The 18,117-nt window shown below is 74.7% G+C and carries 15 protein-coding genes; 4 read left to right on the forward strand and 11 right to left on the reverse strand.

The features are described 5' to 3' along the window. Window positions 1–82: 82 nt before the first annotated feature. The 7 genes from ACZ55U_RS32605 to ACZ55U_RS32635 all read right to left on the reverse strand — a co-directional run bounded on the left by ACZ55U_RS32605 (window position 83) and on the right by ACZ55U_RS32635 (window position 9,636). A complete protein-coding gene (locus ACZ55U_RS32605; RefSeq protein ID WP_465531986.1) occupies window positions 83–2,446 on the reverse strand; it encodes a helicase associated domain-containing protein in 2,364 nt (787 codons plus the stop codon). Window positions 2,447–2,536: 90 nt separating this feature from the next. After that, the gene (locus ACZ55U_RS32610; RefSeq protein WP_465531988.1) at window positions 2,537–3,088 is read right to left on the reverse strand and encodes a hypothetical protein; all 552 of its coding nucleotides are present in this window, start codon (window positions 3,086–3,088) and stop codon (window positions 2,537–2,539) included. Between the two features lie 40 nt (window positions 3,089–3,128). Beyond that, entirely contained in the window at window positions 3,129–3,830 is a 702-nt protein-coding gene (locus ACZ55U_RS32615) for a helix-turn-helix domain containing protein (RefSeq protein ID WP_465531990.1), read from the reverse strand. Next, window positions 3,827–6,100 carry a hypothetical protein gene (locus ACZ55U_RS32620; protein ID WP_465531992.1) on the reverse strand — a complete coding sequence of 758 codons (2,274 nt, stop codon included), beginning with the start codon at window positions 6,098–6,100 and terminating at the stop codon, window positions 3,827–3,829. The genes ACZ55U_RS32615 and ACZ55U_RS32620 overlap by 4 nt, the downstream gene beginning before the upstream one ends. Further along, window positions 6,100–6,732, reverse strand: a complete 633-nt coding sequence (locus tag ACZ55U_RS32625) for a helix-turn-helix domain-containing protein (RefSeq protein WP_465531994.1) — start codon at window positions 6,730–6,732, stop codon at window positions 6,100–6,102. Before ACZ55U_RS32625 ends, ACZ55U_RS32620 begins: the two co-directional genes overlap by 1 nt. A 522-nt stretch (window positions 6,733–7,254) precedes the next feature. After that, window positions 7,255–8,169, reverse strand: a complete 915-nt coding sequence (locus ACZ55U_RS32630) for a hypothetical protein (RefSeq protein ID WP_465531996.1) — start codon at window positions 8,167–8,169, stop codon at window positions 7,255–7,257. Next, window positions 8,170–9,636, reverse strand: a complete 1,467-nt coding sequence (locus ACZ55U_RS32635) for a phenylacetate--CoA ligase family protein (protein WP_465531998.1) — start codon at window positions 9,634–9,636, stop codon at window positions 8,170–8,172. It lies immediately after the preceding gene. A gap of 454 nt (window positions 9,637–10,090) precedes the next feature. On the opposite strand from ACZ55U_RS32635, the gene ACZ55U_RS32640 reads away from it, so the two are divergent. After that, window positions 10,091–10,534: an SRPBCC family protein gene (locus tag ACZ55U_RS32640; RefSeq protein WP_465532000.1), complete on the forward strand. Its 444-nt coding sequence runs from the start codon at window positions 10,091–10,093 to the stop codon at window positions 10,532–10,534. A gap of 102 nt (window positions 10,535–10,636) precedes the next feature. Here ACZ55U_RS32640 and ACZ55U_RS32645 read toward each other — a convergent pair whose 3' ends face one another. The 3 genes from ACZ55U_RS32645 to ACZ55U_RS32655 form a co-directional block, all read right to left on the reverse strand. Further along, window positions 10,637–11,056, reverse strand: a complete 420-nt coding sequence (locus ACZ55U_RS32645) for an SRPBCC family protein (RefSeq protein ID WP_465532002.1) — start codon at window positions 11,054–11,056, stop codon at window positions 10,637–10,639. Between the two features lie 46 nt (window positions 11,057–11,102). Continuing rightward, window positions 11,103–12,113 carry an aldo/keto reductase gene (locus tag ACZ55U_RS32650; RefSeq protein ID WP_465532004.1) on the reverse strand — a complete coding sequence of 337 codons (1,011 nt, stop codon included), beginning with the start codon at window positions 12,111–12,113 and terminating at the stop codon, window positions 11,103–11,105. Window positions 12,114–12,368: 255 nt separating this feature from the next. Next, window positions 12,369–13,973 carry an alkaline phosphatase family protein gene (locus ACZ55U_RS32655; protein ID WP_465532006.1) on the reverse strand — a complete coding sequence of 535 codons (1,605 nt, stop codon included), beginning with the start codon at window positions 13,971–13,973 and terminating at the stop codon, window positions 12,369–12,371. Window positions 13,974–14,173: 200 nt separating this feature from the next. On the opposite strand from ACZ55U_RS32655, the gene ACZ55U_RS32660 reads away from it, so the two are divergent. Both ACZ55U_RS32660 and ACZ55U_RS32665 read left to right on the forward strand, forming a co-directional pair. Further along, window positions 14,174–14,941: a GntR family transcriptional regulator gene (locus tag ACZ55U_RS32660; protein WP_465532008.1), complete on the forward strand. Its 768-nt coding sequence runs from the start codon at window positions 14,174–14,176 to the stop codon at window positions 14,939–14,941. A gap of 135 nt (window positions 14,942–15,076) precedes the next feature. Next, entirely contained in the window at window positions 15,077–16,045 is a 969-nt protein-coding gene (locus ACZ55U_RS32665) for a quinone oxidoreductase family protein (RefSeq protein WP_465532010.1), read from the forward strand. A 157-nt stretch (window positions 16,046–16,202) separates the two neighbouring features. Here ACZ55U_RS32665 and ACZ55U_RS32670 read toward each other — a convergent pair whose 3' ends face one another. Then, entirely contained in the window at window positions 16,203–16,715 is a 513-nt protein-coding gene (locus tag ACZ55U_RS32670) for a hypothetical protein (RefSeq protein WP_465532012.1), read from the reverse strand. 311 nt (window positions 16,716–17,026) lie between these two features. Between ACZ55U_RS32670 and ACZ55U_RS32675 the strand changes: the two genes are divergently transcribed. Continuing rightward, entirely contained in the window at window positions 17,027–18,037 is a 1,011-nt protein-coding gene (locus ACZ55U_RS32675) for an AraC-like ligand-binding domain-containing protein (RefSeq protein ID WP_465532014.1), read from the forward strand. Window positions 18,038–18,117: the final 80 nt, after the last annotated feature.

Raw genomic sequence — 18,117 nt, forward strand, 5'->3', positions numbered from 1 at the left:
TGAACGTCCTGTGGGCTCTGATCCGTGACGGACGGTGCTACCAAGGCGACCTCCCAGTCACATCAGCGGCTTGACAACAGCATTAGGAGGTGACGGTCTCGGTGTGCCGGGTGAGGGCGTCCAGGAGTGCGGCCTGGTGGTCGGTCAGCTTGCCGTCGGTGCGGGCCTTGTCTTGCTTGCGCAGCCAGGTGCCGGGGCGGAAGGCCGGGTCGTCGCCGAGGCCGGTGCGGTTGGCGGGGCCGGTGAGGGTGCCGCCGGCGGCGAGGTAGGCGAGCAGACGGCGGTAGGAGCGATTCCAGTCCGGCTCCAGGCGCCACAGCTCGTCCAGGGCGGTGAGCTTGGCGACCTGGTCGCCGGTGAGGCCCGCGGCCTTGCGCTGGCGGCGCATCCACGCGCCCACCGCGTAGCCGTCCAGCTTGGCGGTGGCGGGGATCGCGAGGTGGCCGTGGTGGGCGGCCCAGGCACGGGCGTAGGCGTAGCCGCGTTCCCAGGCGTTGGCGTGCTTGGACCAGATCATGCCGAGCGCGTCCAACTCCGAGACGCGGGCGGGGTCGAGCAGGTGCTGGACGTTGAGGTGGCGCTGGCGGTCCAGCCAGGAGATCAGCTCGCCGTGCTTGGTCTTGTCGGTGGGGTCGAGGTGGCCGTGTTCCAGGTGGAACCTGGCGGCGACGGCGTGCATGCGCTGCCACTCGGCCGCCCGCGGGTTGAACGCCCGCAGCTTGACGGTCTGGAGGATCTGTGCGGCGTGGTGCTTCGCGTCGATCCGCAGCCACGCGATCGGTGACTCGGCCGGCGCAGCCGGCTGCTCACCCTCCTCGGCTGAGGAGGTCGCGGTGGTCGCGGTGGTGTGGGAGCGGTGGGTGCGTAGTTCGGTGATCCGGCCGACCACCCGGGCGTCGTGCGCGGCCAGCGCCCGCAGGACCCGCCAGATCGTGCGGAAGGACGACGCTTCGAGTTCGGTGTCGGCCCCGGCCTTCACCGCCGCCCCGGCGTCGCGGACCTCGGCCGGGTCGGCGGTGGCGGTGTCGTCGCCGGCCACGGGCGTCGGGAGGTAGGCCGGGATGATCACCCAGGAGACCTTGCCCTGCCGGTAGGACTGGCGCAGCGCCCGCCCGACGGCCTGGACGATGTCGATCACCGAGGACTTGGGGTCGGCGAAGCAGATCGCGTCGACGGCGGCGACGTCGATGCCCTCCGTCAGCAGGCGGGCGTTGGCGAGGATGCCGCATTCCTCGCCGTCCTCGCCGGTGTGGGCCTTGAACTCCGCGAACGCCGCCCGGCGCTCCCGCAGGCGGTCGGTGCCGGCCACGGCCTTCGCCCAGATGCGCTCCGGGCGCTCCGCGTCGGGCAGCAGGTCCGCGGTCTCCAGCAGGGTGCCGGCGAACTCCCGCGCGGCGGTGACGCGCGAGTGGAAGGTGATCACGCGGCGCAGGTCGAGGTCGGCGATCGCGCGCAGCACGGCGGTCTGGAGGGCCAGGCGCAGGAGTTCCTCGTTGGTGCGCTGGGAGCGCAGGTCGGCGACGGCGGGGAGGTTGAGGAGGTCGCGCAGGTCCTCGTCGGTGACCACTGGGACCAGGACGCGGTAGTCGGCGAGGTAGCCGTGCTCGATGCCCTGGCCGAGGGTCCAGGTGAACACGGTGGGGCCGTAGGTGTTCTCGTCGTCCATCGAGCACAGTGCCGGCAGCTTCTCCGCTCCGCCGGCGCCGGCGGCGTCGGCGGTGAGGTCGGCCAGGCCGTCCTTCGTGCGGCGGTCGTCCGCGATCCGCGGGGTCGCGGTGAAGTACAGCCGGCGCGCGGCGGGGACCTGGGCGTCGTCGTGGACCGCCGCCCACGCCTTGCCCTCCGAACCGGCGGTGCGGTGCGCCTCGTCGACCACCACCAGGTCCCAGGCCGGGAGGCCGAAATCGCGGTGGGCCTGGACGATCCGCTCCAGGGAGGCGTAGGTGGCGTACACGGTGACCGGCTCGGAGGGCTTCGCCGAGGCGAGCAGGTCGGCGATCCGCGGGGCCTGGGTGGTCACCCGGGCCCGCACCCGGGTGCCGGCTTCCGCGCTCTCCAGCGCCTCCTCCCGCGAACACGCCGCCACCGCCAGGCCCCGGCGGCCTCCCTTCAGTGACCACGCCTCGGCGGTCTGCTCCAGCAGCTCGATCGTGGGCACCAGCACCAGCACCCGGCCCTTCGCTGCCAGGCGCCGGGCGCAGCCGGCGGCGATGAGGGTCTTGCCGGAGCCGGTCGCCGCGACGACGGTGGCGCGCCCGCCGTTCTTCACCTCGCGTACCGCGGCCGCCACCGCGTCCTTCTGGAACCCGTGCAGCGGCAGTGGGTTCACCACGGCGGCAGTCACGGCGGGCTGCGCCGGCAGCGGCGTGCGGGGCTGGGTCCGGGTGTGGGCGCGCGGCCCGGCCGGCACGCCGGTCCCGACGGTGGCGGCTGTGGTGGTGTCCACGGCGGTGCTTCTCCTTGCCGGTGCTGGGCCGCTGGGTGTGGTGCGGGGACCACTCGATCGGGGCCGGACGGTGGTGCGGGCGGTGCGAGGTCAGGGCATGTGGCCGTCCCGTGCGACCTCCTCGGCCTCTTCCAGCGCGTCGAGGGCGAGTTCGCGGGCAGGGCCTTCGTTCCCGCAGGCGTGGTGGCGCAGGAAGTCGAGGACCTGCGGAGCGGAGTCGGCGAGTTGGGGGATGAGGAAGCAGATCTCTTCGAAGTGGTCGATGTCGGCCGCGTCGGCGGTGCGGAGGAGCTCGGGGAGGATGTCCAGGATCCGTGCCCGGCAGTACGCGGCGGTGTCGACCGCTCTGCCGCCGACGGGGACCGTGGAGCCGGGGCTTCTTGCGTTGAGGATCGCCTCCAGCGTGCTCACCGCGGCAGGGCTCGGCCGCCCGCCCGCGCGGACGTACTCGGCGATGAAGTCGACGCACGGTGCTGCGGCGGTGTAGAGCGAGCCCTGGTTGGCGACCTCGCAGTGCAGGACCCGATGGGCCTTGTGGCGCTCCTTCGGGCTGCCGGTCACCAGCCACCGCGGGTACTGGGTGATCTGGGAGGCCGGCATGTGCAGGGTCCGCAGAGACGACCAGTCCCATGCTTGTGTCATCAGGGCTTGACTCCTTCGCAGTGGCGGAAGGACCGTGTGCTCACGACCCGGGGACCCAGGCGCGGACTTCGAGGTAGCGGATGTCGGCGTCCTCGACGGCGCGGCCGGTCTCCACCAGCCAGGCCTTCATGGCCTCGGTGACGTCGCCGTGGTGGTCGGCGACGCGCCGGGACCACTGGGCGGCGTCGAAGCCGCCGGTGGAGGCACTGCCGTAGGTGCGCTCCTCGGTGCCGTCCGCGCGGGGGACGAAACCGCGGCGCAGGCCCGGGGAGTCCAGCGTCGAGCCGGCCGGCATCGTGAACTGATCGGCGCGCATCCGCACCGTGAAGGCGAGCCGGCCACCGGCCTGGCCGGTGGCGTGGACGACGGGGGCGAGGTGGGCGGCGCCGGAGCGGATGGCCTGTTGGCCCGCGCGTGCGGCCATGCTCTCGCCGGGCGCGCCGACGACGTCCTTGCCCCGTACGCGGGCCTTGTGGCCGGTCCGGGTACGGCGGCGCTCGATGTTCTCCCGGGCGACGGCGCCGAGCGCCTCGACGTCGCGTTCGCCGCCGCGCACCGCGCGCACGACCTGGCGCAGCGCGTTCACGAACGCCGCTCCCTTGCCCTTGGTGAAGAACTGGGAGACGAGGGAGGCGTCGCGGCCGAGCATCCCGGCGATCTGGCGTTTGGTGTAGCCCTGGTCGATCAGCTGCTGGGTCAGGCGGGCGGCTTCGTTGGGGTGGTCCGGGTCGGCCGGGCTCACTGGTCGGTCCCCTTCTCGGCGGCGGCGAGTTCGGTGCGGCCCCGGGCCCGCAGTTCGAGGTACTGCTCCTGGCTCCTCGGGTGCTCGACCGGGCCGGTCAGGTGGCCCTTGAGGAGGTAGTCGCCCACCTCGCCGCGGTAGGGCCACGGCTGGCGCTCGGTCAGGGCGATGCCGTCGGTGCCGAAGTACACGACGGTGCCGGGCCTGGCGTGCAGGGCGCCGGCGCAGGCGATGACGTCCTTGCCCTGGCGGTACTTCGTGTCCAGCAGCGCCGCGCGGGCCCCCGACCACACGTAGGCGGCCCACTCGGGGTGGGCGTACGGGTCGCGGGAGAAGCCGGCCCGGCGCTGCCAGGTGACGACCCGGTCGTCCTGGCCGAGGATCTCCACCCCGGCCGGCAGCGCCTCGCCGATCGGGGTGGTGCCGGAGACCAGGCGCGGGCGCTGGGCGAAGCCGCCCAGGCCGAACAGCAGTACGGAGCGCACCGCGCGGGAGGCGAGGTAGGCCGCGGTGCGCTGGCGTTCGTCGCCGTGCAGCTTGGAGAGGTTGGTCAGGTCGGCCCAGGCGGCCTTGAGGCGCTTGCCCCATTCGTCGAGGGGCTTGCCGTCCTCGAAGAGCAGGCCGCCGAGGACCTCGACCTTCCACGGCATCAGGTGGTTGGACAGGGCGAGGTGGACCTCCGCCCCGCCCGCCCAGGTGGTGAACGTGGCGCCGGGCTCGGCCGGGTAGGTCCAGGCGCGGTCCCCGGTCACCGGGGCCGGGAGGAGGCCGGCGTGGTCCCAGCCGGCGGGGACGGTCACCCGGATGTTCCAGTGGGAGCAGGACATCAGCGCCTTCACCTGCTCCTGCCCGGTCATGGCGGCGAACGCGGCCGCGGTGATGCGGCGCGGGGTACCCACCGGGGACTTCCACAGGTGCTTGGCGTAGGCGAACGTGCGGTCGTACTCCACCAGCGCCGGCAGCTGCTCGGGCACCCGCGGGGGCAGGATCAGCTCGGTGCGGCCCTGTCCGCCGGTGGCGTGCAGCAGGCCGCGCAGTTCCTCACTGAGGACCGGGTAGCCCCCGGCCCACTTCCCGGTGGTGGGGATGGTGCGTGACCACAGGTCCCGGCCCGTCTGGCTCGGGGAGCCCATCAGCACGGCGTCGTCCCAGTGGCGGCGCAGCGCCTGCCACAGCAGCGTGAACGCCTGACGGCAGGTCACGACGTCGGCGCCGTCCGGGTCGAACCACTCCCCCATGGAGCGGATCTCGGTGCCGGCGCCGTCCGGGGCGGTGGCGGGGGCGTAGCGGCCGACGGGCTGGCGCTGGTGGACGAAGTGGCCGGCGAGTTTGTCGCGGCCGGAGCCGACGGCGGTGGTCCACCGCTCCGAGGGCGTGTTGAGCCAGGCGGCGACCGCGTCCTTGAGGGTGGAGTAGCGTTCGGCGCCGTCGTGCCAGGGGGCTCCGGCGGTGATGTAGATCCGCTCGGTGCCGGGGGCGGCGTGCAGGACGGCGTCCAGGATCTCGCCCGGGGTGCGGGCGCCGAGGTCGAGCCGCACGGTGCGGTCGCGCACGGCGAGGTCACCGGTCGCGGCGTCCAGGAACACGGTGGCGCGGGTCTGCTGGGTGAAGTTCGGGCGTTTGGAGACCAGACCGGTGGTGACGGCCTCGAAGCGGGCACCGGCCGGGCCTTCGGGGAGGGTGGGCAGCTCGCGTGGGCCGGGTACGGCCGCCGGGTGGGGCGCGGAGGAGGCGGGGGTTTCGGCAGGGGTGGCCTGGTCGTCGTCGGCGGTGGGAGGCTGCTCGACCGGTGCGGCGGGGGCGGGAGGCGCGGCGGGGTCGGCGGGCGACACGGGCGGCGCAGTCGGCGTCTGGACAGGGGCGGGGGCGGTGGCCTGGTTCTCGCCGGCGGGCTCGGCCGGCTGCTCGACCGCCTCAACCGGGCGGGGCAGTGCCGGGGCGAGCGCGGCGGCGGGTTCGTCGGACGACGCGGACGGATCCTGGGCAGGGGCAGGGGCGGGGGCGGCCTGGGCGGTGCGGACGGCGGGCGGGGTCGGGTCCAGCAGCGGGGCGATCCGCACCACGTCGCCGACCGACAGCCCGGAGGCCTTCGCGACGGCCGGTGCCTGGGCGCCCTCGTACCCCGCGAGCCCGGCGACCCGGCGCGCGCGCTGGGCGGTGAGCTTGTCCAGTTCCTTCTGCGCGGCCGCGACCTGCTTCTCCGCGGCCGTGATCTCGGCGCGCAGCGCGCGCAGCGCGGCGAGTTCGGCGGTGTACGTCTTGCGGTCCATCAGGCCTGCTCCCCCTCGGTGGCGGGCTGGTCGGCGGTGCGGGTGGGGACGTAGGCGATCGGGCCGCCGGAGACGGAGGGCAGGCGGGTGCCGAGCAGCAGGCCGGCCAGGCGGGTGTCCTCGGGGCCGGTGGGGCCGGCGGCGTTGGCGGGGGCGGTGAGGTCGGTCAGGTAGCCGGCCAGGCGCGCCTTCGGGAAGCGGTACCGGCCCGTGGTACCGGGCGTGCCGTCGGACTCCCACGCGGCCAGGCCGGTCAGCACCGCGACGACGAAACCGGCCACCGTGACCGGCAGCACGACGCCGGCCGCGACCCGGGACGGGTCGCACCGCCACCAGCCCGACAGGGCGGCCAGCAGCTGTTCCTGGTCCAGGCCGGTGCCGAAGCCGATCCAGTCGCGGTCCGGTTCGTCGACCCGGGCTGGGGCGTCCGAGCGCAGCACCGCCACCTCCGGTGTACCGAGTGCGGCCAGGTCGGCGGCGGGACGGGCCTGCAACTGCTGGAGAGCGGCCAGCGGGAACACCTGCCGGCCGGTGTCGCGCACGCCCGGCACCACGCCGGTGGCCATCAGCTTCTTCACCGTCGGGATCGAGCACCCCAGCGCCGTCGCGGCCTGCCCGGTCGTCACGAACACACCCAGTCCTCCATGCCTGTCGACCTGGCTTGAAAGGCTAGTGGACGTTGGAGCAACTCCATGCCGCTCACGGGCGCGGGGCGTGCCTTTTCAGTGAGTCATACAAGCATGCCCAGGGGACGTGGCCGCCCCGGTGCCGGGCGGGCCAGGCGGGACCGGGGAGGAAGGGGCGCGGCGAGGGCCTCCCGTGGCAGGACGTCCCCACCGGGTGCGAGACACCCGTGGGCAGCGGCGTGCCCCGGGCGGACAGGGACGTCAGCCGCCGTGTTCCCGGGCTTCCTTGGGGACGGGGCCGCGTGCGTCGATCTTGGGGGTGCGCGAGGAGACGGCGCTTTCGTTGCGGCCGGAGTCCGTGGGCAGTTCGGCGAGGGAGGAGGCTCCTGGGCGCAGGGTGCGGTGGGTTCGGCGTCCTCTTCCGGTGTCCGGTGTTTGCAGGCGTGGTGGGGTCTTTCCTGCCAGGGCCGTGTGTGCCCTGGTCTGATGCCGGGTCGGTGAGGGGCGGCGCGGGATCGGTGGGCGGGGTCAGGACCGGCGGGCGGACGCGGGCTCGGCGGGGGTGGGGTGGCGGCGGGCGGGTGGTGGGAGCCGGTGGCCTGCGCGCCACTGGGCGGTGGTCCGCTCCCCGCCGAAGCGGCGCCGCCAGTACAGGTGCTGGGCGACGATCAGCGGGCCGAGCGCGGTGAGCAGCGGGAATCCGGTGGTGAGCCAGCCGGCGGCGAAGCAGGCGCTGACGGCGCTGGTGGTCAGCAGGCCGGCCAGGGCGGCGAACCCGGCGGCGGTGCGGCCGTGGGCCTTGGCGGCGACCAGGGGGTGGAGGGTCAGGAGCAGGAGGTCGCCGAGGCCGATGGCGACGGGGGCCGGGCCGCCGGTGAGGGCGAGCATGGGGGCGAAGGGGCGGTCCTGGACCTGGGCGAAGAAGCGGGCGGTGGTGTCGGTGAGGGTGGTGGCGGCCAGGTCGTAGACGGTGAGGACGGCGGCGAGGGCGGCGGTGTGGGTGGAGCGCAGGCCGCTCTGGGTCCAGAGGTTGGCGACGCCGATGACGGCGGCGGCGATCATCAGGTCGCTGCTGGCCCGGGCGGCGCCGGGGTGTCCGGTGAGGGCGGCGAGGGCGGTGGCGGCGGTGGCGGTGAGGGCGGCGGCCCAGGACCAGGGCGCGGCGCGCGGGCCGGCGGCGGCGAGCAGGGGCGCGAGGGTGAACTGGAGGGCGAGGCAGCACACGAGGCCGAAGAGGACGCAGACCACCGCGCCGGGCAGCGCGGTGTAGAGGAGGGGGGCGAGGACGACGCCGGCGCACAGGACGGCGACGTCGCCGGCGGTGTAGACGCCGACCGGGGGCCGGGGCATCCGGATGCGGGCGAGGTACCAGGCGGCGAGGGCGGTCTCGGCGGCGACAGCGGCGCTGAGGGCGCTCAGCGCGGCGGGGTCGGCGGCGGCCATTCAGCGCCTCCCGGGGGTGGGGTCGAGGGTGTCGAAGGCGTGTTCGCGCAGGTCGGCGCGCAGGGGCGCGGTCGGCGGCATGGCGGCGCGGTCCTCGTGCAGGACGATGTCGGACAGGCGCAGGCCGGCGGCGTGGGCGCGCTCCTCCAGGCGGCCGCGCAGGGCGGTGGCGGGCAGGCGCTCGACCAGCAGGTGGAGGCGGGCCGGTCCGTCGGGGCCGTCGGGGCCTTCGGTGAGGGCGTGGCGGGCGGGCAGCGGGACCTCGGGGTCGGCTTCGAGGAGGTCGAGGATCTCGCGGGTGGTGACGGTGGTGCTCAGCGGGCCGCTCCAGCGCCCGAGGATCTCGGAGGTGGCCGGCAGGTGGGCGAGTTCGCAGCCGGGCGCCTCGGCGGGCAGGCGCACGAGGTCGCCGGTGGCGTAGCGCAGCAGCAGGGTGCAGTGGCGGTAGGGCACGTACGGGGTGTGGACGACGGTGCCGATCGCGCCGGGCGCGGTGGGCTGCCAGGTGAGTGGGTCGAGGACTTCGAGGTGCCCGAACTCGGGGGTGTGGTGGAGATGGCCACGCGCGCAGGGGGTGGCGCCCGAGGGCAGGATCTCGGTCATCAGGTAGGCGGAGGTGACGGTGGCGCCGAACGCCTCCTCGGCGCGCCGGCGCAGGGGCGCGGAGAGGACCTCACCGCCGACGCTGATCGAGGCGAGGCCGAAGTCGCTCGGACGCCGCCGGTGGTGTTCGGCCTCCCGGACGAGGGCGGCCAGGTAGGAGGCGGAGGTGGTCAGGTGGGTGATTCTGGGGTCCTTGCCGGGCAGGTGGAGCGGGGCGGCGAGGCGCTCGATGGCCACGGCGGGGGTGACGGTGCCGAACTGGACGAATCCGGCGCCGGCGCGGGTGGCCGATTCCTCGGCGTTGACCAGGGACACGGTGGCGCGGGAGCAGCCGGCGTAGGCGACGGTGTGACGGGGGCGCAGGCCGAGGCCGAGGACGGCGGAGATGGTGCTGAAGGCGATGGCGCACTCGAGTTCGGCGCGGGAGAACCAGACGACGGTGGGGGTGCCGCTGGTGCCGGTGGTGAGGGCCATCAGGGCGGGGGCGGCGGTGTCCGAGACGAAGTCGGCGGGCCGGGCACGCAGGTCCTGTTTGGGGGTGACGGGCAGGCGCGGCCAGTCCTCGGGTTCGAGCCGGCCGGGGTCGAGGTCGAGGCCGGCGAACCGGCGGCGGTAGTAGGCGGTGTGGCGGGCGGCGGTACGGGCGGTGGCGCGCAGGCTGCGGCGGGCCACCTCGTGGCGCACCCGCGGGTCGACGTGGCCGGCGCGGCCGGGCAGCAGGGCGGAGTCCTCACCGGGTTCGCCGAACTCGGCGATGGTGGCGACGAGGTCGCGGGCGAGGCGTTCCAGGTCGCCCGGTCTTATCCGACGGCTCGTCAGAATTGATGCGGCGTAGCGCAGTTGGCTCAGCGCGGTCGCGAACAAGCGCACTCTCCCCAGGCCAGGGTCGGACGGTTGCGCCACCCGGCCCCGGCCGGGGTCGGACGGATCAGACCATGTGCAGGAACATGGCGGCGGTGAGGGTGCTGAAGGCGTACTTGAGGTAGTGCTTGACCATGATCGGTTCTCCCTCGTACGGGCGGCCGGCCGCCCTGGCCGGGCGCAGCAGCGGATGCCCGGACGGCCGGGTCCCGGTCGGCGGGCAACGGAAGTATAGGGACGGGCCGGGCGCGCGCAACAGGCTATGTGCACGGCCAACCTTCCGTTTGTGCCGGGGAGTTGGGGACGGCGGGACGACGGGGTGGCAGGGCGGGGGGGCGCCGGGGCGGGGCCGGGCGGCGGGCGGGCGGGGATGCATGGCCGGCGGATCGGCGGGCAGGCGCGGACCACAGGACACCGCCCCCGGGCGGCTGGTGACGAGACGTCGGAGGGATGTGCGATGCACCGGATCGAGGAGTCCGTCGAGGTGGCGGCGCCGCTCGGGGCGGTCTACGGGAGCTGGGTGCGCTGCGAGGAGTTCCCGCGGTTCATGCGGGGGGTGGTCAGTGTCGAGCGGTCGGGTTCCGGCACCCGGTGGGTCCTGCGGACCCCCGCCGGGCCGAGGGAGTTCGAGGCCGTCACGACGGAGATGGTGGAGCACGATCGGGTGGCGTGGGACAGCGGTCCCGGGCCGGCGCGGCACCGGGGTGTGGTCACCTTCCACCCCGTGGACGAGCGGACCACCCGGGTGATGCTCCAGTTGGAGGTGGAGCCCCACGGGATCTGGGAGCACCTCGTGGAGGCGCTGGGTTTCGTCGACCGCCGGGTGATCGACGACCTGGAGGACTTCCGGCGCCACGTGGAGGAGGACAGTGCCGCCGGCACCGGGGCCCCGGGCGTGTAGCGCGCGGCAGCGGACACGCGCGGACGCCGGCGGCGCGGCGGCCAGGACACCCGATCCCCCAGGTGTCCGGACCGCCGCGCCGCCGGTGTGCGGCGCTCCCGGTCAGCCCGCGAGGGCCTGGTTCAGGGCGTCGAGGCCGTCGGCGTAGATGGCGGTGAACAGGTCGACGGCCTCCTGCTCGGTGGCGCCCTTCGGGTTGAAGCGGCCGGACCACTGGACCTCGGCGACGTCGGCGCGGCCGGGGACGGTGTGGACGCGGATGGTGGAGACGTAGCCGTCGACCGGGAAGGGGGCCTGAAGGATGGCGTAGCTGTACTGCCGCTCGGTCTCGTTGAAGTCCACGAGGCGCTCGACGATGACCTCGCCCTCGGGGTTCTTCAGGCTGCGGACGCGGCCGCCTTCGGACGCGGTGCTCTCGGGGATGTAGGGCAGCCAGTCGGGCAGGGCGTCGAAGCCGCCGATGAGGCTCCAGACCTTCTCGGGGGTGGCGGGGACGACGCGGCTGACGGAGGTGGAGGCCATGATCGTTTCTCCTGGGCTGTGCTGAGGGTGAGGGTGGGGTGGGGGTTCAGGCGCCGTTGGGCAGCGGGGCGGCCGGGCTGACGAGGCCGGCGGCGCGCAGCTCGGTCCAGAACGCGGCGGGGACGCTCTCGTTGAGCGCCGCCTGGTCCTCGGCGATGCGGCTGGGCTTGGTGGCGCCGGCGACGACGGCCGCGCTCACCGGGTGGGCGAGGGAGAACTGCAGGGCGGCGGCCTTGATGCTCACGCCGTGCTTCGCGGCCAGGCCCTTGAGCCGGGTGACGCGCTCGATGATGTGCCGCGGGGCTTCCTGGTACTCGAAGTGGGTGCCGCCCGCCAGGATGCCGGAGCTGTAGGGGCCGCCCACGACCATGTCGACGTCCTGCTCCTGGGCGAGGGGCAGCAGGCGCTGGAGGGCGTGCTCGTGGTCGAGCAGGGTGTAGCGGCCGGCCAGCAGGAAGCCGTCGGGCCGCGGCTCGTCCAGGGCGAGGGTCATCTCGATCGGCTCGGTCTTGTTGACGCCCAGGCCCCAGGCCTTGATGACGCCCTCGTCGCGCAGGCGGGACAGGACGCGGAAGGCGCCGGTACGGGCCTCCTCGAACTTGCTCACCCACAGGTCGCCGTGGAAGTCCTGCGCGATGTCGTGGACCCAGACGATGTCCAGGCGGTCGGTGCCCAGGCGCTTGAGACTGTCCTCGATGGAGCGTTCGGTGGCCTCGGCGGTCCACACGTGGAGCATCTTGTTCGGGTTGCCGTGCTCGAACAGGCCGCCCTTCTCACCGAGGTCGCGGGCGCCCTCCTCCACCTCGTCGAGGATGACGCGGCCGACCTTGGTGGACAGCACGTACTCGTCACGCGGCTTGGTGGACAGCACCTCGCCGAGACGGGACTCGGACAGGCCCGCGCCGTAGAAGGGGGCGGTGTCGTAGTAGCGCACGCCCTGGTCCCAGGCGGCCTCGACGGTGGCGGCGGCCTCCGCGTCGGGGATCGCGCGGAACATGTTGCCGAGCGGGGCGGTGCCGAAGCCGAGCTTGCCGGGAAGGATGTTCTTCAGGGACATGTCAGTGCCTTTGTGGAGCGGGCGGGCGGCCGCGGGGAAGGGGGCCCGCCGGGGGTTGCGGCCACACCGGAACAATCGGTGCAGACGCGCCTTACATGCAGAAACAATAGTTGCATGCGCGGGGCAATGCAAGGGGCCGGCCACGGCGGGGCGGCGGGCGGACGGAAGCGGGGCCCGGCGCCCCTCCCCCGCCCGCCCGGCCCCTCCCCGGCCCGCCCGGCCGCCCGCCTGGCCGCCCGGGCCCCGCGGCCGGGGTCAGGAGGCGGTGAAGACGACCTGGTCGACGGTCCAGAAGGCGCTGTTGGTGCCGGTGTAGCGGAACTGGAAGCGGGCGGTGGTGGCGCCGGCCGGGACGGTGACGGGCAGGTTCTCGACGGTGTTCAGGTCGCTGCGGTAGGACTTCACCGGCTGCGGGGCGCCGTTGTCGAAGACCACGTAGAGGTCACCGGTCTGCGGGCCGTCGATCTTGTAGTTCGTGGCGAAGGACAGCACGCCGCTCCTCGCGCCGGCCACCGGGTAGGCGGGGCTGACCAGGGTGGAGTCGAACTGGCCGGCGCCGTGTGCCTTGTCGTCCCACTCGTCGGAGTCAGCGACGGCGAAGACGTTGCGGGCGCGCACGTTGGTCTCGCGGGACTGACCCAGCTCGGCGGCGCTCCAGAACTCGTCGGTGGCGAAGGTCCAGCCGCGCCACTCGGTGACGCCGCCGCTGGGCATCCGGGAGTTGTCGATGCTCCAGCCGGCCGGCGGGGTGTGGGTCCAGCCCTTCACCGCGGCCGGGATGCCGCTCTCGTCGGCGCGGGACTGGAGGCTCGGGCGCAGCGCGTCGAAGGCGTCGGGGGTGATCTCGTCGACGGGGCGGCCGTCGAGCTTCCAGGCGGGGTCGATGGCGGCGCCCTCGTGCTTGAGGACGGTGGGGGCGATGTCGACCGGCTTGACGTCGTAGCGGCGCGAGCCGGGGGTGTAGCCGGCGCCGTCGGCGATCAGGAAGGTCTGGCGTTCGTTGGCGCTGTTGCCGCCGTGGCCGCCGGCGTCGGTGTGGCCGTGGTCGGTGGTGACGATGACCAGCCAGTCCTCCGAGGCGTACGTGGCGCGGGAGGTGACGGCCTGGAGGACCTGGCCGACCAGGGTGTCGGCGGAGTGCAGGGCGGCCAGGTAGTCGGAGCTGGCGCCGCCGTGGTTGTGGCCGGCCTCGTCGACCTGGTCGAAGTGCAGGAAGGTGGCGTCGGGGTTGCCGTGGGCGAGGTAGTCGACGGCGTCGGCGGCGGTCTTGGTGTCGTTCTCGCTCTCCTGGAGGCGCACGTCGGCGCGGCCGTTGAAGACGGTGCCGGCGATGGGGTTCCAGGAGCCGATCACCAGGGTGGAGGTGGCCGGGTCGGCGTTCTCCAGGCGGGTGGCGAAGTCGGGGTAGAGGTCGAGGCGGGCGCCGGTGAAGTTGTTGTCCTTCACCTGGTGCTTGTCGGGCCACACGCCGGTGGCGATGGTCGACCAGCCCGGGCCGGAGAGGGTGGGGGCCAGCGGGTTGGCGTAGAGGTTGCTGGTGGCGGTCATGCCGCCGGCCATCAGGGCCTTGAGGTTGGGGGCGTCGGCGGTGAGCAGCTTGTCGTAGCGGGTGCCGTCGATGCCGATGACCAGGGTCTTGGCCTGCTTGGTGCCGTTGGGCAGGCCCCGGTACGGGCCGTCCGCCACGGCGGCGGGGATGGCAGCGGGGGCGGGGGCAGTGGCGGTGGCCCAGGCGGTGGCGGACAGGGGGATCAGCGCGGCCACGGTGGCGGCGACCGTGGCGGTGGCGAGGGCGGCGGAGCGGGAGGAGGCGGAGCGGGTGGAGGTGGGGCGGGAGGAGGTGGGGCGGGAGGTGCGCAACGGAGGTCTCCCAACTGATCGTCAGTGCGGTGCGGTCGCACCGGGAGTGAGGATGGGCCAGCCGGGCGAGGACGACCGCTCGCCGAATGCACTGTTGTATGAACAACCGCCGAAATTCAGACCAGACCCGTTACACTTCCATGATCTTTGGCCTCGGGGGGTGGCCGGGCGGCCCCCGGGGCGCTCGGTAGGCTTGCGCGGTGAACCGCCCCCTCCCCCGCCCCGGCCCCGAACCCGCCCGCGCCGGCGTCCCCGAGCACGGCCGGGTGCCCAAGTACTACCTGGTCAAGGCCCGGCTGGAGGAGCTGCTCGCCGAGCTGGGCCCGGGCGGGCGGCTGCCCACCGAGGCCGACCTCGCGCAGCGCCACGGCGTCGCCCGGGCCACCGTCCGCCAGGCGCTGCGCGAACTGCTGCTGGAGGGGCGGCTGCGCCGGCAGGGCCGGGGCACGGTGGTCGCCGGCCCGAAGATCGAGCAGCCGCTGTCCCTGAGCAGCTACACCGAGGGCGTCTCCCGTCAGGGCCTGCGCCCCGGCCGTACCCTGATCGCCCTGGAGGAGCTGCCCGCCGACGCGGCGATGGCCCGCCTGCTGGACGTCCCCGAGGGCGAGCCGCTGTGGCACCTGGAGCGGGTGCTGCGCGCGGACGAGGAGCGCGTCGGGCTGGAGTCCACGTACGTGGCCGTCGCCCGGGTGCCCGCGCTGGCGCGGGAGTTCGACCCCGAGGGCTCCTTCTACGGCTACCTGCGCGAGCACGGGGTGCGCCTGGGCGCGGCGGACGAGCGGATCGAGACGGTGCTGGCCAGCCCGCGCGAGGCGCTGCTGATCGGCACCCCGCCGGCGCTGCCGATGCTGCTGCTGCACCGGCGCAGCCGGGACGCCCGGGGGCGGCCGCTGGAGCAGGTGCGCACCCTGTACCGGGGCGACCGCTTCAGCTTCACCCTCGCCCTCGGCGCCCCCGAGGGCGGCTGACCGGGGGCGGCCGGCCGGGGGCGCGGGGGCTGCCCCGCGGAGGGAATCCGCGGCGGGCGGGGGCGGTTCTCGCCACCGGCGGGCATCGGGGGCGGTCCTCGCCACCGACGGTCAGGAGACGTGGAGGGAGCGGCGATGCGTGCCGTGGTCGTGGAGGAGCCCGGGCCGCCCGGGGCGCTGCGGGTGGCCGAGGTGCCGGAGCCGGCGCCCGGGCCGGGCGAGTTGAGCATCGACGTCGCGTACGCGGGCGTCGGCTTCGTCGACACCCTGTTCCGCTCGGGGGCCTTCGCGCTGCCGACGCCGTTCGTCCCCGGGATCGAGGTCACCGGACACGTGCGCGAGGTGGGCCCCGGGGTGAGCGGGTTCGAGCCCGGCCGGCCGGTGGCCGCCCTGCTCAACGACTTCGGCCGGGGCCCGCGCGCGGGCGGTTACGCCGAGGTCGCCGTCGCCCACGCCACCATGGCCGCCGCGCTGCCCTGGGACGCGGACCTGGCGCGCACGGCCGCCGTCCTGGTCAACGGCGTCACCGCGTGGATCGCCCTGCACGACCTGGCCCGCCTGGGCATCGACGACGACGTGCTCGTCCTGGGCGCCGGCGGCGGCCTGGGCTCCGTCGCCGGGTGCATCGCCGCCGCCCGTCCGGCCCGTTCCGTCACCGGGGTCTTCGGCCGCGTACCGCAGCCGTCGGCCGCCGGCCCGTGGACCCGCGTGGTGAGCGGCGCCGACCTGGAGGGCCTGGCCGCCGGCGGGGTCGACGTCGTCATCGACCCCGTCGGCGGCGAGGCGAGCCGGCGCGCCTGGGAACTGCTGGCGCCCTTCGGCCGGCTGGTCGTGCTGGGCAACGCCAGCGGCCGGGCCCACCCGGTGGACACCGACTCGGCCTGGCACGGCACCCGGCAGCTGCACGGCCTCAGCCTCGGCGGCGTGGCCCACCTGGTGCCCGAACGCGTGGCCACCGCGCTGAGCGCCGTCATCGGCCTCAGCCACCGCGGCGTGCTGCGCGAACCCGCCCCGGCCGTCCTGCCGCTGGAGCGGGCCGCCGACGTCCACCGCGCGCTGGAGCGGCGCGGCGCCCCGGCCAAGACCGTCCTCGCCGTGCGCTGAGGCCCTGCCCGGGGCGGGCGGTTTCCCGGGGCCCGGCGCGCGCCCGGGGGTTGGGGGTCAGGGGGCGCGCTCAGGCCCGGGGCTCAGGCCTCGGGCTCAGGCCTGGGGCCCCGGGCACTGGACTCCGGGCTCTGGGCCGGCAGGTGTTCGGCGGGTGTCAGCAGGTGCCGACGCGGCCGTTGTGCGAGGACCAGACCGGCGTCCAGGGGCTGGTGTTGTCGTGCGGGCGGTAGACGACGATGTTGGCGTCGTTCTGCACCCGCACCCAGTTGGCGCTGGGGTTGCAGCCGAAGGCGGTGTTGGAGGCCCACTTGGGGTTCTTGAAGGTGTCGTAGACGACGAAGTTGCCGTCGTACTGCATGATCGCCTTGCCGGCGCCGCCACCGGTGGTGCCGGTGGCCCACAGCGCGGTGCCGCGGCTGTCGTACTCCACGAGGTTGCCGTCGCTCTGGTAGGTCAGCCGGTAGGCGCCGTTGGCGGAGTAGAGCGAGTCCCCGGGCAGCAGGCAGCTGCCCCAGTCCATGTGGTCCCAGCCGCTCGGGTTGCGCGAACAGTTCCAGTCGTCGGCGGCCGAGGCGCTGGTGGCGGTCGTCAGCCCGGTGAGCGAGGCCAGCGCCAGCGCGGCTCCGGCGAAGGCGAGAGCGCGCTTGGCCCGTCCGGTGTTCCTCATCGTTCCCCTCTCTCCGCCGCGGCACGGCTGCCCGTCGGCCGCGGCACGATCCTCCTGGACGGCGGCGCGTCACCCGGCCGCCGTCGACTGGCGGGAGCAGAACCTCTCCCGTTCATGACAACGGGAGGCGGCCGACGGCCGGTTCACCGGAACGTCCGTGGACGGCCGAATGCCGGGGCCGGACGCGGGAAGACGGCGCCGACCTTGTAGGTTTCGGTGGTCACCGGCCGCGAGGAGACGGTGACGCCGGGTGGGGAGGGAGGCCCGGCCGGTCGGGCGGGGACGGGCTCCGGGAAAGGGAAGGGCGGACAGTGGCCACGAGCACGGAGAGTGTGTTCCGCGGCGAGGGCGTACCCGGCAAGGAACGGTTCGACTGCTGGCGGGAGTTGGTCGGCCGCACCCGCGACAGCGAGGTGACCAGCGCTCACGCCGACGACTTCCGGGCCGAGATGCGGCGCCTGGAACTGGGCCCGGTGACCCTCCTGCGGACCTCCTTCCCGCCCACCCGCTTCCAGCGCACCGCCCGCCGGGTGCGCCGCTCGGACCTGGGGGTGTTCCACCTCACCCTGCTGCTCGACGGCGGCTTCTCCCTGACCCGCGACACCGGGCGCACCGAGACCTTCGGCCGTGGCAACCTCCACATGCTCGACAGCTCGCACCCCTTCGACCTGCGGGCCTTCGCCACCCGCGCCCACTCCCCCGAGGACCTGAGGATCGAGGCCGTCGGCGTCGACTTCCCCACCGCGCTGCTGCCGCTGCCCGCGCACCGGGTGCAGGAGCTGCTGGGCCGCGGCTTCTCCGCGCGGGAGGGCACCTGCGCGCTGCTCTCGGACTTCCTCGTCGGCCTCGACCGGCAGGCCGCCGCCCTGGGCCCTGCCGAGACCCCCCGCCTGGGCGGCGTCGTGGTCGACCTGGTGGCCGCCTGGCTCGCCCGGGAACTGGACGCCGAGGCCGCCGTACCCGACGACACCCGCCAGCGGGCCCTGGTGGAGAACGTCCGGGGCTTCGTCGCGCGCCACCTGCACGACCCCGAACTGAGCCCCGCGGTGATCGCCGCCGCCCACCACATCTCGGTCAGCTACCTGCACCGCCTCTTCGCCCGGCACTCCGGCGGCGAGACCGTCGCCGCCTTCGTGCGCCGGCGCCGGCTGGAGAAGGCCCACCGCGACCTGGCCGACCCCGCGTTGCGCGACCTGCCCGTCCACGCCGTCGCCGCGCGCTGCGGGCTGCCGCGCGCCGCCGAGTTCAGCCGCGCGTTCAAGGGCGCGTACGGGCTCGCGCCCAGCGAGCACCGGCGGCAGGCGCTGACGGGGACCGGATAGCCGGACCGGCGCCGACGGGCGGGCGCGGGCCGGACGGGCGCGGGCCGGGCGGCGGGCGCTTTCCGTATGGGCACCGCGGC

It is taken from the genome of Kitasatospora sp. NPDC034533, from assembly GCF_055575155.1.